The sequence below is a fragment of the Shewanella frigidimarina NCIMB 400 genome, from assembly GCF_000014705.1.
Lineage (GTDB): Bacteria > Pseudomonadota > Gammaproteobacteria > Enterobacterales > Shewanellaceae > Shewanella > Shewanella frigidimarina.
This window is the reverse complement of the sequence record NC_008345.1, coordinates 679,153-695,310: the sequence shown is the minus strand read 5'-3', so window position 1 is coordinate 695,310 and position 16,158 is coordinate 679,153. Positions and strand designations below refer to the sequence as shown.

Below are 16,158 nucleotides of genomic sequence, written 5' to 3'. Positions count from 1 at the left end.
ATTCTAAAACACATTATTTTATAAGTTTGATATCCAACTGCGATGAGTGGCGATGTTAATTTTATATGAATCGCTAATTTAGTGGCTGTTAATGGATATTGTCTGACTGACATTGGTAGTCAAACTTGGGCATTGACCAATGGTAGCGAATTGCGAGCATTCTAAAGCTAAAACCAAAGGTCAGCGCAACAGAAAGGTTTATCCATTCAACAACACCATTTAGCTTCATCACCACATATAAAGCTGACGTTAGCAAAGCAACTAACGCATATAGCTCTTTCTTAAAAATCAGTGGCACTTGATTGCATAAAACATCACGAATAACGCCGCCAAAAACACCAGTCACGACCCCCATGGCAATGGCTATCTCAATGCTATAACCCAGCATTAAGGTTTTCTGCGCTCCAACAACAGAAAATACCGCCAGACCAAGAGCGTCAATAGCCAGAAATAATCGTGATAAGTAACGCATTAACGGTGCAATCATCACTGTTAGGAGTGATGCCGCCGCAACAGCTAACAAATAATGTGCATTTTCAACCCATATTAGGGGATAGTTACCCAAAAGCATGTCACGCAGAGTGCCACCACCAATCGCGGTCACACAACCAATAATCACCACACCAAAAAGGTCCATCTGTTTTTTGCCTGCGGCCAGGGCGCCTGTCATCGCTTCAGCTAATACACCGATGAACCACAAAATACTGATTACTTTTACTTCTAACATAAGATAATTCTAGCTAACCAAAAGGAAGCTGATTCTGCCCGTATCTCAACATAAAATACAGCGATAAATATTATTTATCACATTAATTAATCTAATGTATATATTATTATTTTTTGACTGTAACTCATTTGATTTAGGAGCTTTTGAAAATTAATGAATAGTTTTAATAATTTATAAAATCAGTAATACCTCTTTATAGCGGCTTGACTGGAAAATAACTAATGATGAGATGGACAATCTCGAATACGGTGTCAATGCACCAAACTGATGTTGAACCATACCGTTACTTAAGGAGCGTTCACCATGAAAATTATCACTATTGCGATTGATTTGATAAAAATGTATTTCAAATCCTTGGAATGAATTGCCATGTAAAGCTAGTCTTCAATAAGCGTTAAAATCGCACTCAACAGACCGAGTCTATGCTGTAACAATCCCATTATGATGTCATCTTAGAGGCCTGTTATTCATCTGATTGCTGGGAATGTAAGTTTATCGCGATGAGATACAACGTTAAGCCCATTCCTGCCTAGCATGTCGATCTGTTCGTGCGAGGCAGTAAAATAACAGTGAAATACTTAAAGATAGGAGGACCTAAATTCGCGGCATATAAACCCATGTCATTTTGTGCGTTAAAATCACGCACTATTTTTATGTACTGATTAAAAAACAAAATTTATTATCTAATTCAATTTTCTTAACCCTATTCATCACTAATTAACAATTGTTATTACCTAAACAAGTATTTGATCACGTCGTTATCATTCATAATGTATTTCCCGCTGCCACCCAAATATTCATACAGATCTATTGCCTACCAACAACCACATACCTTTAGGTGTATCGCGAGGACAAAAAACATCAAAAGTAATAATCACTCTGTAATTCTAATAGCAATTCATTTACACCCTAGTGATGTTTGAATATCTTATGGGGACTTAATGTTTTTTCTCAATATTACTGGATACTTTATTTCAACAGGGAGTTGATATGTTAAAACCCGCGCTAATGTCATTAGCCATTATCATTGCGGCGATGCCAGCGATGAATGCCTATTCGGCAACATCACAAGAATTATTTTCTGAGCCCAAAGAGGTAAAAGACACAAAAAGTGAACTTAGACACTTCACGCCGGTGCAATTGATCACGGCAATTGATGACAAAAACATTCAGTCAAAAGAAGTAAGAGGTAAACTGACTAGAACCAACTATGAGCTATCGCCGTCTTATACGCCGGCTCATTTAATCAATAACTATAAAAAACAGCTTAACGCGCTCAATGCCGAGATCATTTTTGAATGTGAACAAGCAAGTTGTGGTGATGAACGTAAGCTATCTTCATTTATCTCGCCTTTGACAAATATTTCCAGTAGCTTGCCATCATTAATAACAGCACATATTACCCTGCCTAAAAAACAAGTTTATGTGTCGATATATGCGATTAGCTGGCAGAATGCTACCAATTTAGAATTGGATATTATAGAAGTCATCGCTGAGCCATTAGATTTGGTGGCCACTAATCAAAGTTATTTATCACAAGCTGTGAGTGAAATAACGGTTAAAGACAATAGCGATAAAGATACTAAAAACTCGGCTGACCACCCAATGCTTAGCAGAGTCGCTGGAGCTTACATACAGGAATATATGACTCATGGCTTTAACCAAACCATGGTACTTGCTGGAGATAACTATAAAACGTTGGAACTGGAAGGGAAAGTTACCGATATTACATACATATTGCCACGTACTTACTCAGAATTTGAGATTGATGCAAACTACCATAACGCATTAACCAAACTTGGTTTTACGGAAGTTTATACCTGTTTAGGGAAGGAGTGCGGAAACGAAGATACATTAGAAACTAAGATAGCATTACATTCAGCAATTGGTCGCGAAGAAAACCAATTTTATAGACTCTGTAAGTTAGAAAGAGCTGAAGGTAATGTTTACGCTATGGTTTACGTTATTGGGTTTTCAGGGCGATTATCCGCTGAAATCAGGATCATTGAAGAAACCACATTAAACAATAACCGTGTGGGAATTGATTTGCAGGGCTTAACTGACGAGATAGCCAAAACGGGCCATGTGGCACTAGACGGTTTGTTGTTTAAATATGATAGCGATGAATTACTGCCAGAAGCTTATCCGATTGTTGAAGTGGTAGCTCAATACCTACAAACACACCCTAAACAGCTGTTTTATGTTGTAGGACACTCAGACGACCAGGGCTCGCAAGCTTATAACCAAACCTTGTCAGAAAAACGCGCGACTGCAATTAAAACCCGTTTGATTAAACAGTTCTCTATTTCTGCACAACAAGTTGAAGCCAAAGGGGTTGGTGAGTACTCGCCTATTGCCAATAATCTTGATGAAGCGGGCCAGAAACAAAACCGCCGCGTTGAGTTAGTGATACGTTCAGATAATAAATAACCTCTGCTACGGATAATAGATAATTATCTCACTGGAGAAGTAATCATAGAAAGGTAGCCTAGACTACCTTTCTATTAACTAAGAACATTTTACTTACCAGACACAAGGTTAATACGTAGTCTGTATTTAGTCCTGAATTTGGTTCTTAACTCAGCCCTTAACTCTACTCTTAACTCTTAACTCATTATTGTGATTAACGCTGAAGCGTTAAATAACCACAATAATATCCATCAGATTGACAATAAAACTCCGGTAATAAACCAGCAATATCCCAGTAGTACCAATGACAATATTTCGTCATTGGTACTACTGAGTCCAAGCCTGAATTAACAGGTAACTACGCCATAAGTTAGCCAGTGTTACTCGGCTCGGCAGGTGGTTATTTGCAATATTTTACGTTGGCCGCTTTTGGCGTGCTCAAGCAAGCATGTATCGCCATGAATAAGCAGCTGCACACTCTCTGGCATCACGATTGAGCGCCCCATTAATAAACGACCATTAGTGTCTTTGTGCATTGCAGGTTCAATAGACAAGACACTGGTGTCTGTAAACGCGCTTTGAGCAATCATCACATGGTCTGTATTCAACAAACTGGCAATAGCCGCTTGTAGTTCATCCACACTGGCACTATTTGGGGACGTGATTAGCGCAGGAACCGCACTATCGTTTCCGGCAGTTGAAGTACCACATCCCATAAAAGCCGTGGAAAACATCACTACAGCGATAAGTAAACCAGAAGATAAACGGGACATTACATGGCTCCTGTCGACATTATCCGATTATTTTTAAGCAATGTTGAGTTACGGTCATCTTTCAACATAAAGCCTTTATCCATCATTGTTGGGGCCGCTGACACTTTAGCCGCTGATGACGTCAGCGCTGGACACTGGTTATTATCACGGTAATACAATGCGGCGCTTAAGAGTCGCTCATTGGTATCACCAAGCGCATGGTTTAAATCATCGCTTAGCGCACAACCTTCAATTTCACTGTCGAGTGTTGGACTTGAAGTGGGCACAAAACCATCTGAATAATCACCAAAACCTTTATCGTTCACGCCTTTAAATTGAATGCTAAAGTAAGTGGTGCCGCAGTTTGGTGTTGGGTAAAATCCATAAGGCTTTCCGCACGTTGTACCACCAATTTGAATCACTTCAATATCAATACCACGCAGACTATTCATCAATGCTTCACTGGCCGAGCAAGTATCTGCTGTTGTTAATACATAAAGCCGCTTAAGGTTTAGTGAAGGCAGTGTAATCCCTGCACGTAGCAACCCAGTATTAAAGCCTATTGTTTCCGGAATAAACGGCGTTGGTTCGAGTATTGCTCTAGTTACGGGATCGATAGTTCGATATTTATCATTAAAACTGGTGCGTTCAAATATGCGATTATTGGTCGCGGTATCTCCTGCTATCATGTAACCCAACTGACTCGCTAAGGCGAGTAAACCGCCACCGTTGTAGCGTAAATCTAGGACTAAATCTTCTACATCCGCTTCGCTTAACGTGGTGATAGCATCAAACAACCCTCGCTCAGCAGTCGCTATATGAGAGTTAAATTGTAAGTATCCAATCTTGCCGCTTGCTGTTTGGATCACTTGGGTATTTTGTACCGGGGTAGAGATAACGGTGGTGGCCGACAATATGACATTGCGATCAACACTGGCATTGAGATCTCGCACGGTAAATGTCGTTTGTTTGCCACTTTGAGTTGGGAACAACCCTGCATTTAATGTATCTATACTTGCACTATCGTCAGCATTAGCCACATTGACGCCATCTACAGCAACAATAATAGCGCCGCGATTTATTCCCGCGGCCACTGCTGGTGAATTAGGTTCGCTATAAGTAATGGTGACCTGACGTGTTACCCCTGCAGATGCATTGCGAAGTGACAGGTTAAATCCGTAACCGAATGATGCGCCAGATTGATTTAATTGCTCCCATTCATCAGTCGGCATTGAGAAATGAAACTTATCTTTTACATTACCGGTTTCAGACAGTTCATCTGTGATTAATAAATCAAAGTATTGCGCTACGGTATAAGGAGCTGGATCGCGATCGAAAATTTCATCGTACCAAAGGTAAGTGTCGTTACTCCATGAGCGAAGCCAAAGCTTTTCGGTGAGTTCAGATCCAGTATGATCGGCCTTGCACTGTAATGCGATCTCAGCGTATGGAGTAAATTGGCCCTTGGTCCAAGTAATGCTACTGGTGTCTGTCACCGGAGGTGTGACATTATTACTGGCTGACTCGCTTCCCCCACCACTGCAACCTGCAACGGTTAAACTGGCGGCAACCAATAATGGAGTGATAGCTTTCCTAAAAAGTAACTGCATTAATATTCCTTTATTTTACATTATGTTAGTCATTTTCATTACAAATAACTGCATTAGAATGCAACAGTATATTAACGCAAATGATTTACTAAAATACAGAGAATGATCAATAAATGAATTGATTATCGCGCTGCGAGTTCATCTTGCGAGAACCATGTCTTTGTCTACCCACGATATTGTTAAAGGACTGTTTCCGTAAGTTGTGTTCATCCTAGGATGAACACAAAAAATCAATTCCACCTTCGCAAAATCATCAATAGAGATTACTTACCAATTACTTATCAATTGCTTATGACAATACCCATTGATAAGAAATCATTCAGGCAGTAGCGATTACATACATCACACACTGTTTAACAATAAGCGTTGGGCAGCGGTAGCTTACACCTCGATAGCCCCAAAATTTGAGACAAGTGATCTATAAAACAGTATAAGGACTTGTTTACGTGTTGAAAAATTGGGATAGAGGAAACTAAATACACATTTAAAATTAAACTAAATTTACTACTTTTGAGAAATCTTTAAAAACACTACACAAACTATAAATCAACCTAAGGATATCATTAACAAAATAATCAAAATAATCAAAATAATCAAAATAACATTAATCGACAATATTAAATCAACAATATTAAATCAACAATATTATTGAACTGAAGTTATGACAAAAATACAATTTAACAAATAAAAATATTACTTAAATTAAGATTTACTCAATATATCATTATGTAGTTGGCGTTATAGAAGGCGTATTATAGAGGCTGTATTATAAAAAGATTTCTCGTAAAACAATTCATTAGCAAGCCGTTTGTATTATTAGACTTGCTAACCACTCCAAGCTTACCTTAACACTAATTGAGTTAATAACTGCGACTGAGTCAATAATGCGACATTCTTTTGTTGCTGACCATTTACACTCAACGTGACTTGTGGATTATCTAAAAATTCACGGGCATCTTCTGCACTATAAATATCAGGTGTAGCAAGCTCATAACGTTGATTTTCAGCGACCTCTAATGTGAGGTACAAGGATTCTGAACGAACCCAATGGCCTGAATCATCAGCATTATCTTGGAATAAGTCACTATAATTAATTTCAACCAATTGTTGTCCATGGCTAAGTCCAATCGTATTTTTTATACTGACGTTCTGACCATTAACGGTTTCAACTATCATTGAGTCTGGTACTGTAATACTCGATGCTTGAGCTGGCATGCCAAATAATAGCGTTAAGCCTACGGTAGTTGAGGTGAGTAACATCTTTACAGAAAATGAAGTCGTCATAATAATATCCATCCATATTTCATACTTAACGATTAAGTATGTTGGTATTAATGTAAAGGACCTCTGCATATAACAATAAATTTCAATTTTTTATATTTAAAAAATTATCACCCATTAATATCACTAATTTATTTTTATCTTATTGTATTAATGATGGTTAACATTTTAAATATGTAAACCGCTATAAAACTCATAGACAAAATTTCAACCAGTACTCACTAATGCCGAGTAAGTAACGTACTTGACCATCAAAAAAAATTTGAAGAGTCATTCAACATACTCCAGTTCATTCTCAGTAAGTACAACCATGCGCAGTTACAATTAATTAGTGTTTTTTAGCCACTGTTACAGTGGATAAAAAAGAAGTGGATTGTATTGCACTTCACATCACTTGATGAAGATTAAGTCACACAGAAACACCGTTTAACGACTAAACTTTGTCATGCCGTTTATAAAAACAGTTTGCTCAGATTCCAAATACTGCAGGAGTTTGACATCAATGGCAAAAACCTTATTAACACAATGATAAAAATAGATTTATTTTTTATTATTGTCAGATTTGAACTACAGTAAAAGAAGGCAATGCCCTTTTTATGTGGGGAAGAAATGGATAGTTTTTTCAGTTTGATGAGCAACACCGTATTGTTACTGGCACTTGTCGTCATTTATGATGCCATAAAATTACAAAAAATAGCCCCCAAGAAATATGGAAATGTCTTGAGTGGGATTTTTATTGGAATGATCGCAATTTGTGTCATGAACAATCCTTGGGAGCTAAGGCCGGGGATTTTTTTTGACACTCGCTGGGTACTGTTAAGTTTAAGCGGGCTATTTTTTGGTTTTATCCCGACATTGATTGCCACGATACTCGCCGCTTGTTTCCGTCTTTATCAAGGCGGTGCCGGTTTATACGTTGGTACTTTAATTATTTTCATCAGCTCTGCCATTGGGTTGGGCTGGCGATACTGGATGAAGTCTGCAAACAAACAGCCCAATTGGCAAAACTTATTGGCCATGGGCTTTGTCGTGGAGATTGGCGTTTTGCTGTGTTTATTACTCATGCCAGTGGCAGATAAATACGACATTATTCTCACCATTAGTCCGACATTATTCACTGTTTATACATGTGGCACTATGTTAATTGGATTATTACTAAAACAGCATCAACAAAGGCAACAAATATCTCAAGAATTACATCATCACAAAAACCTCCTCGAAACCGAGAAAAACCTGTTACAAAGCATTATTGATGGTATTCCCGATATCATTTTTTACAAATCGGCCGACGGGGTTTATTTAGGTTGTAACAAAGCATTCTCTGAAGCTCTAAAACTCAACCCCGAAGATATTAAACATAAGACAGACTATGACTTATTTGACCGTCAACAGGCAGATAGCTTTATCAAAGCCGATCGTTTTGTTTTACAAGAAAACCAGCCGTGGATGGATGAAGAATGGATAACGACACCTGATGGTATAGCACATATTTTTAAAACTCATAAAACACCTTTTGTTGATTCGTCCGGAGATATTCAGGGAATTGTGGGCGTAAGTAGAGATATGGCCGACAGAAAACTCATTGAAGAACAGTTACGTCGCAGTGAAAGTACTTATCGTAATATTATCAGTACTGCGCAAGATGGCTTTGTTATTGTATCGGTGGACGGAAAGATAATTGAGTCGAATCAGAGTTTCGCTGATATGACCGGTTATACACTCGACGAGCTATTCAATAAACCTATTGGGGATATCGAAACCAGTGAAAACCACCAGTTTTCAACTCAAAATATTATTACAGCCAAGCAAGTAAAGGCGATTCATTATACTTCTCAACACAAACATAAATTGGGCTATTTATTTCATGTTGAGGTGAACATCAGCTTTTGGGATGGTGATGATGGAATGTTCTTCTGCTTTATTAAAGACATTTCACAGCGCATAAATGCTGAACAAAAACTGCTTCTGAGTGAGTCTAAATTCAGGCACATTTTCGAAAATATACCCTCAATTTCAGTCCAAGGTTACGATAAAAACCGTTCGGTCATTTTTTGGAACCAGGCCAGTGAAAAGCTTTATGGATATACAAAAGAACAAGCATTAGGGAAAAAGTTAGAAGATCTCATTATTCCCCCTCCATACAGAGAACATGTGATCAATAACGTTAATGCATGGATTAATGAAGGGGTTCCTATTCTTGCAGAAGAATTACTCCTGCAACGGGCAGATGGTAGCAATGTAGCAGTTTATTCGTCTCATACATTAATAAACAACACTGATAATGAAGCAGAAATGTACTGCATTGATATCGATTTGAGCGCCCAAAAAAAGGCTGAGGAACAAGCGCTTACACTGTCACAAGCAATAGAGCAAAGCCCTATATCAATGATATTAACCAATATCGATAGCAAAATTGAATATGTGAATAGTGCCTTTGAAAAAATTTCTGGCTACGCCGCAAGTGAAGTTATTGGCCAGTCAGCCAGCATGCTTAAATCTGGTTTAACCCCAAAATCACTTTATAAACAATTATGGGATGCGATTTCTACTGGGCATGCATGGCAGGGCGAGTTGCAGAATAGAAAGAAAAACGGTGATATTTTTTGGGAACATGCCCATATCGCACCCATTTTTGACAATGCAGGCGTCACTAAGCACTATTTAGCATTGAAACAAGATGTCACCCAATACAAACAACAAGAAGAAAAAATACTTCACCAAGCTCATTACGATAGCTTAACAGGCTTGCCAAATAGACTGCTGTCACTTGATAGATTATCGCAAATGCTCAAAGACGCCCATCGAGCAAAAAATAACGTGGCGGTACTGTTTTTAGATTTAGACGATTTTAAAAAGGTTAATGACACCATGGGTCACTCTGTTGGTGATGAACTGTTGATCCAAGCTGCGGTTCGGTTAAAGAATACCATTAGAGAAAGTGATGTTGTGGGGAGATTGGGTGGTGATGAATTTATCATTATACTGAGCAATATTAATGAACCCATTGAAGTTGAAATTATTGCCAGTAAGCTACTCGAGCAATTTTACCAACCTTTTAGGCTCGAAAACCGTGAGTTAGTGTCAACCATCAGTATTGGTATTGCCCTTTACCCGCTTGACAGTGAAGACCCCAAAGAATTGCTAAGACAAGCAGATTCAGCCATGTACCATTCAAAAGATCGCGGCAGAAATACCTATAACTTCTATACACATCAAATGAACCACGATATGGATAGGCGCTTGAAAATTGAAGAGCAATTACGCAGTGCATTGAAGCAAAAAGAATTCGAGGTTTACTTTCAACCCTTTGTGGACATCAAGAGTCGTAAAATCATCGGCGCGGAAGCTCTTTTACGTTGGAATAATGCTTTGCTCGGTCAAGTGACTCCTGATGAGTTTATCCCTATTGCAGAACAAACAGGACTCATTGTCTCAATTGGCCAATATGTTATCGAGGTTGCATTTGCTACAGCCAAAAAGTGGCAACAAACTTATAATCCTTACTTTAAAATTGCCATTAATGTTTCCCCGAAACAATTCAGGGAAAATACCTTTGTTGATATGCTTAACATTCAGCTAGATAAACACCAAATTCATGCCAGCACTATAGAGCTTGAAATTACTGAAGGGGTATTACTCAGTAGCGATGCAGTCATCGACAGCAACTTAATATCCATTAACGATATTGGTGTCAGTATTTCAATGGACGATTTCGGTACCGGATATTCGTCGCTCAGTTACCTGCGCAGTTACCCATTCAATACCTTAAAAGTAGATAAAAGTTTTATTAACGATATAACAGTCGATCCTGGGGATCTAGAACTTGTTGGTGCGGCGATCGCTATGGGGCATGGGCTTAATTTAACGGTCGTGGCAGAAGGCGTTGAAACAGAAGAGCAGTATCATCTGCTTAATGCATTGAAATGTGATTACGGCCAAGGTTACTTATTTAGTAAACCATTACCCCAAGCGGCATTTGAAGCGCTTTTACTGAAACAAGCAAAAAATGAAAAAACCAATAAGAGATCCTCAATAAGACGCTGATAAAAAATGCCTATCAGCAAGCTGACAGGCATTAATAAATCTATTGGTCATTAAGCGATTTCAACTTAACAATACTCGAGAAAAATTAGCTTATAGAGTGAATAACTATGTAATTACATAGCTAATTACATAGTTAAACATATAGTTAGCTTAGTGATTGAATTAAGCCGTTTTCACTTTCCAATTCACTTTTTGTCCTGCAAAAAATGGCACGATAGGATTGCCGTTTGGCAGAATAATCTCTTCTGGTACCGTCCATTCTTGTTTCACTAGCGTCACAGTGCCGCTGTTGCGTGGTAAGCCATAAAAGTCTGCGCCATGTAAGCTGGCAAAGCCTTCTAACTTATCTAATGCCCCTAAGTTATCAAAAACTTGCGCATAGAGTTCTAATGCACTCCAGGCACTGTAACAACCTGCGCAGCCACAGGCTGACTCTTTGCGGTGTTTTTCATGCGGGGCAGAATCAGTACCTAAAAAGAATTTACTTGAGCCTGTCGCCACAGCAGCTTGTAATGCATGCTGGTGAATATTGCGTTTTAATACGGGTAAGCAAAAGTTATGTGGACGAACACCACCGACGAGTAAATCATTACGATTTAACAATAAATGCTGTGGGGTAATAGTTGCAGCAACATTAGCTGAAGCCTCTGCCACAAACTCAGCCGCTTCTTTAGTGGTGATATGTTCAAACACCACTTTAAGGCTAGGAATGGCTTCGACAATGCGCGATAAATAGCGATCGATAAACATTTTTTCGCGATCAAAAATATCAATATGCGATTCTGTCACTTCGCCATGCACTAATAGCAACATGCCTTGTTGTGCCATAACCTCAAATATAGGAAACAACTCATCCAAAGCTTTAACTGCTGCATCTGAATTTGTGGTCGCACCTGCTGGGTATAACTTTCCTGCCACAACCCCTGCCGCTTTAGCATCGATAATATCTTGGGCGCTGGTGTTGTTTGTTAAAAACAAGGTCATTAATGGTTCAAAATTGCTACCTTGTGGGCGAGCAGCCAAAATACGATCTCGATAAGCTAAAGCCATTGCCGCTGTCGTTACTGGTGGAACTAAATTAGGCATGACAATCGCGCGTTGAAACAATCGAGCCGTTGCAGGAACCGTTTCACCTAGCATATCCCCATCTCGAAAATGAAGATGCCAATCATCGGGAGTGGTTAAGGTAATTTGCGTCATGTGGGTTCCTTGGCTTAAATAACAGATTGTTAACCGTTATTGTGCCTGAATTCGCTTTTTCTTAATAGATGCATAATTTGAACGCAGACTTTGCTATATCAAAAAATCATGCCGTTTTTAATAAAAAATCGCGCTATTCATGTAGCTATAAACCATTAAAACTAGCGGTAACGCTCTATGTTATTATGTTGAAAGCATCTTTTTTATAGGGGAATTAAATTGTTAGCTAATGCCGGTTCTAGATTACTAATCAATGTGCACTTTATTACCGTAATCACGATAATGATGGCTGTCTCTGGCTGCAATCAAGCGGAGGTGATGAAAACCCCCGATAATATTCAACCACTTGTTCAAGAAACGCTAATTGATGGCGTACTGTCTAACGATGCCAGTATGGCTGTCACATTAGGCAGAAGCCGTACATTATCAATTTGGGATGTAGCAACAAGCCAACTAATACATCAATGGTCTGACGATGACTTTGATGAAACCAATTATCTGCTGGCGTTATCAGGTAATAAACAATTCCTTGCGACTGCTGGCAAACAAAAAATATCCGTTTTTAACCTTGAGACAGGCAAATTAGACATACGTTGGCCCGCCCAGGGATTTAATCCCGATGCCAGTATTTCGAGCCTTTTTCTGAGCCAAACAGGCAGCACTATTTTGGTGGGAATGAATGATGGTTCAATTACAGTGATACAACGAAGTAGCATGACAATGTCATTGTTTAAACAACACAGCGCCGCCGTTAATCATGTTGAGCTATCGGGCTTTGAGCAGCAGGTATTATCGACTGGACTTGATGGTGATGTACATATTTGGGCTGCTTATAGCGGTGAGTTGATCAGCAGTTTCTCACGTCCTCAACAAATCACCAGCGTGAGTTTTGATGACGCTAATCGGCGCTTATTTATTGCCGATGCACTCGATAACAATGTCATTATCGATACCCAAACAACGCAGCCAGTAAGTCATCTAGATTACCTTGAACGCTATCGCTATTTTCGGCAGGCGTTATTCGTCAATCACGGCAAAAACTTAATTACCGCAACGTCAAAACAAAGTGTTATCTATTGGGATGCCTCATCTGGAAAAGAGCTTTCTCATTGGGATATCACCGCCTATAACGCTGGCACCACGGTATTTTCAATGATAATGAAACCTAATGGTAAGCTATTAACCTTAAGCTCAGATGGCGCACTTGAGACGTGGAGCTTATAAGTTTATCTCCACCAGATATAATAAAAATCATTACCGCGTTATTTGATTTGTATTGTTAATGTGGTTGACTGGTAATTGGCGCCTCATAGATGCTTGCAATGTTTGGCGTATCACGGATTATAAAATAATCTCTCGGATAGTATCCATATGAATCAATAGCATCACTAAACAGTCACTAACAATCCCAAAGCCAGCTTGATTTAGCACAGTGATAAAATCAGTATCGTAGAGTTGTCAGTTTTATGGGCTAGATCAAAGATCTGTTTGTATCTGAAACTCAATAAAGAATAGAGCTTGCATGTGCGAACTACATTCAGTATATATGGCATATGCTAAAAATGAGGTGTTACATGGCAAGACCTAAAATCCCCCGAACCATATGCGGCCAAGCTGCCAACATCTGTTTTAAGCCCAATGGTATCCCAATAACCCAGTTAGAGCAGGTACCACTTGCAGAGGATGAAATTGAGGCTTTACGCTTAGTTGATTTGCTGGGTATGCAGCAACAAGAAGCGGCTAAATCAATGAATATCTCTCGTCAAACGTTGGCTAATTTGGTTAAAGGAGCTAGGCATAAGGTGGTTGATAGTCTTATTAATGGCAAAGCGTTGATGACAAATAATATCAGCTGAAGATTAAACACAGTTAACACGTGTCGACGTGTTTAGGTCAATCTAATGCAAGCAGTATTGAAAGACTCTGGCCTCAAAATAACAGCTCAAGGCTGTAAGCTACTTGAGTTTTTAACTCAAGTTGATGAGCAGCATTTAACAATAGAAAATATTTATCTGGGGTTAAATGCTCAGGGAGAGACCATTGGTCTTCATACTGTACACCGAATTATGGCGAATTTTGAACAAGCAGGCCTCGTTGTAGGTCGATTATTTGAATCTAAAAATACTGTTTATGAGCTCAGTAATAAACCACGGCATGATCATTTAATTTGTTTAACCTGTGGCAAGTTAATAGATTTTATCGACCCCTTGATTGAGCTTCGCTTAGGATTAGCGGCAGAACATCACGGCATGAGTATTCACCACCACAGCCTCAATATGTACGGTCACTGCTTTGCTTGCCAAAAAGCACTTAATAGCAAATCAGACAAACAAAAAGTCTGATTGATAGTCGCTAGGTTAATCGTTAATTTTATTGGAGAATAGCATGACCAAAATAGTCATTATTGGTGGTGTTGCTGGCGGTGCATCGGCAGCAGCAAGAGCAAGACGTGTATCTGAAACCGCTGAAATAATCATCCTTGAAAGGGGCGAATTTGTTTCATTTGCCAACTGTGGTTTGCCTTACCATATTAGTGGTGAAATTGAATCCCGAGACGCACTATTACTGCAAACACCCGAAAGCTTTAAGTCACGTTTTAATGTCGATGTACGGGTACATAATGAAGTCGTCTCGATTGACAGGCAAGCCAAGCAATTAACCGTACGTAACCTTATGACCTATGAAATGTATCAAGAGTCATATGAAAAGCTATTACTCAGCCCCGGTGCATCACCAATCAAACCACCCATTAGCGGCATCAATAACCATTTCGTCCATAGCCTACGTAATATTCCTGATATGGATAAAATCCTGTCGAATCTTCTACTGCATAAACCTAAACATGCCACTGTAGTAGGCGGTGGGTTTATTGGTTTAGAAATGGTAGAAGCGTTGCGCCACCTTGGATTAGACGTCACCTTACTCGAACTAGCAGACCAAGTGATGGGACCTGTTGATCTGGAAATGGCCAACATGCTGCATCAAAAGCTCGTCGATAATGGCGTTGATTTACGCTTAAAAACCGGCTTAACCGCTGTTGATGAATACCCGATACAACTGGCTGAAGCCGATAATACCGGTGATTATGATAAGCCAATATTACCTCACTACCATCTGCAACTAGCATTGAGTGATAACAACACCTTAGCAACCGATTTAGTCATCCTCGCCATTGGTGTTAAACCTGAGACCAGCTTGGCGTCTGAGTGCGGTTTAGTATTAGGCCCACTCGGTGGTATTCGGGTTGACGAAGGCATGCGTACCTCCGATGCAGATATTTATGCTGTGGGCGATGCCATCGAAACTGCAGATTTTGTCACCGGTAATCCGACACTCATCCCCCTTGCTGGCCCTGCCAACCGCCAAGGACGATTAGCCGCCGATAACATGCTTGGTGGTGATAAAAAATATCGTGCCACTCAAGGCACAGCTATTTGTAAGTTATTTGATATGGCTATTGCTTCAACAGGATTAAATGAGAAAAGCTTACTCAAGCAAAATATCCCATTTGAAAAAATCTATGTCCACACAGCAAGCCACGCCAGCTATTATCCTGGGGCTCACCCTATTAGCTTAAAGCTGTTGTTCTGCCCTGATTCAGGCCGTATTTTAGGCGCGCAGGCAGCAGGGATTGACGGCGTTGATAAGCGTATGGACGTATTAGCCGTGGCGCAACGCGCTGGTATGACGGTGCATGACTTAGCCGATCTTGAACTCACATACGCGCCTCCGTTTGGTTCTGCACGCGATGTGGTCAATCAAGCAGGTATGGTCGCAGCCAATGTATTATTAGGTGATGAAGCCATTTGTCACAGTCAAGATTTACACGCTTTGACCGCAAAACAAATCATTGTCGATATTCGAAACCCTGGGGAACTCACGGCCGTGGGTTCAATTGCAGGCGCAATGAATATTCCATTGCCAGAGCTTAGAGACCGGCTAAACGAACTCCCTAAAGACAAAGAGTTACTGGTATTTTGCCAGGTGGGTTTACGCGGACATGTCGCTTATCGCATGTTAATACAGCATGGTTTTAAAGTGCGTAACCTCACTGGTGGTTATAAAACCTACCAAATGGTTAATGCGCGCTTTTAAAGCATTGCTGGGATTTATACTCATCAATAAATAAGGTCTT

At 39.7% G+C, this 16,158-nt stretch carries 11 protein-coding genes and 1 pseudogene; 7 read left to right on the top strand and 5 right to left on the bottom strand.

The window, feature by feature from the left end:
- Nucleotides 1–88: 88 nt before the first annotated feature.
- Nucleotides 89–727 carry a trimeric intracellular cation channel family protein gene (locus SFRI_RS03055; RefSeq protein ID WP_011636083.1) on the bottom strand — a complete coding sequence of 213 codons (639 nt, stop codon included), beginning with the start codon at nucleotides 725–727 and terminating at the stop codon, nucleotides 89–91.
- Between the two features lie 303 nt (nucleotides 728–1,030).
- Here SFRI_RS03055 and SFRI_RS21750 point away from each other — a divergent pair.
- Both SFRI_RS21750 and SFRI_RS03050 read left to right on the top strand, forming a co-directional pair.
- Nucleotides 1,031–1,257: pseudogene (locus tag SFRI_RS21750) on the top strand (IS110 family transposase); the annotation flags it as partial.
- A 460-nt stretch (nucleotides 1,258–1,717) separates the two neighbouring features.
- Nucleotides 1,718–3,157, top strand: a complete 1,440-nt coding sequence (locus tag SFRI_RS03050) for an OmpA family protein (protein ID WP_011636082.1) — start codon at nucleotides 1,718–1,720, stop codon at nucleotides 3,155–3,157.
- Between the two features lie 359 nt (nucleotides 3,158–3,516).
- Here SFRI_RS03050 and SFRI_RS03045 read toward each other — a convergent pair whose 3' ends face one another.
- The 3 genes from SFRI_RS03045 to SFRI_RS03035 all read right to left on the bottom strand — a co-directional run bounded on the left by SFRI_RS03045 (nucleotide 3,517) and on the right by SFRI_RS03035 (nucleotide 6,782).
- Nucleotides 3,517–3,909, bottom strand: coding sequence for a hypothetical protein (locus SFRI_RS03045; protein WP_011636081.1), 393 nt, complete (start codon nucleotides 3,907–3,909; stop codon nucleotides 3,517–3,519).
- The gene (locus SFRI_RS03040; RefSeq protein WP_011636080.1) at nucleotides 3,909–5,498 is read right to left on the bottom strand and encodes a S41 family peptidase; all 1,590 of its coding nucleotides are present in this window, start codon (nucleotides 5,496–5,498) and stop codon (nucleotides 3,909–3,911) included. The genes SFRI_RS03045 and SFRI_RS03040 overlap by 1 nt, the downstream gene beginning before the upstream one ends.
- Before the next feature lie 840 nt (nucleotides 5,499–6,338).
- The gene (locus SFRI_RS03035) at nucleotides 6,339–6,782 is read right to left on the bottom strand and encodes a DUF2057 family protein (protein ID WP_167526083.1); all 444 of its coding nucleotides are present in this window, start codon (nucleotides 6,780–6,782) and stop codon (nucleotides 6,339–6,341) included.
- A gap of 606 nt (nucleotides 6,783–7,388) precedes the next feature.
- Between SFRI_RS03035 and SFRI_RS20950 the strand changes: the two genes are divergently transcribed.
- Nucleotides 7,389–10,823 (top strand): PAS domain S-box protein, encoded by a 3,435-nt coding sequence (locus SFRI_RS20950; protein ID WP_011636078.1) that lies wholly within the window; start codon nucleotides 7,389–7,391, stop codon nucleotides 10,821–10,823.
- Nucleotides 10,824–10,985: 162 nt separating this feature from the next.
- On the opposite strand, the gene pyrC is transcribed toward SFRI_RS20950, so the two are convergent.
- Nucleotides 10,986–12,023, bottom strand: a complete 1,038-nt coding sequence (gene pyrC, locus SFRI_RS03025; protein WP_011636077.1) for a dihydroorotase — start codon at nucleotides 12,021–12,023, stop codon at nucleotides 10,986–10,988.
- A gap of 318 nt (nucleotides 12,024–12,341) precedes the next feature.
- On the opposite strand from pyrC, the gene SFRI_RS03020 reads away from it, so the two are divergent.
- From SFRI_RS03020 to SFRI_RS03005, 4 genes are all read left to right on the top strand, one after another.
- Complete coding sequence (locus SFRI_RS03020) at nucleotides 12,342–13,247, top strand: WD40 repeat domain-containing protein (RefSeq protein ID WP_244262854.1); 906 nt, start codon at nucleotides 12,342–12,344, stop codon at nucleotides 13,245–13,247.
- Between the two features lie 350 nt (nucleotides 13,248–13,597).
- Nucleotides 13,598–13,879: a DUF134 domain-containing protein gene (locus SFRI_RS03015; protein ID WP_011636075.1), complete on the top strand. Its 282-nt coding sequence runs from the start codon at nucleotides 13,598–13,600 to the stop codon at nucleotides 13,877–13,879.
- A gap of 45 nt (nucleotides 13,880–13,924) precedes the next feature.
- Nucleotides 13,925–14,365, top strand: coding sequence for a transcriptional repressor (locus tag SFRI_RS03010; RefSeq protein WP_011636074.1), 441 nt, complete (start codon nucleotides 13,925–13,927; stop codon nucleotides 14,363–14,365).
- A gap of 43 nt (nucleotides 14,366–14,408) precedes the next feature.
- Complete coding sequence (locus tag SFRI_RS03005) at nucleotides 14,409–16,118, top strand: FAD-dependent oxidoreductase (RefSeq protein ID WP_011636073.1); 1,710 nt, start codon at nucleotides 14,409–14,411, stop codon at nucleotides 16,116–16,118.
- Nucleotides 16,119–16,158 lie beyond the last annotated feature (40 nt).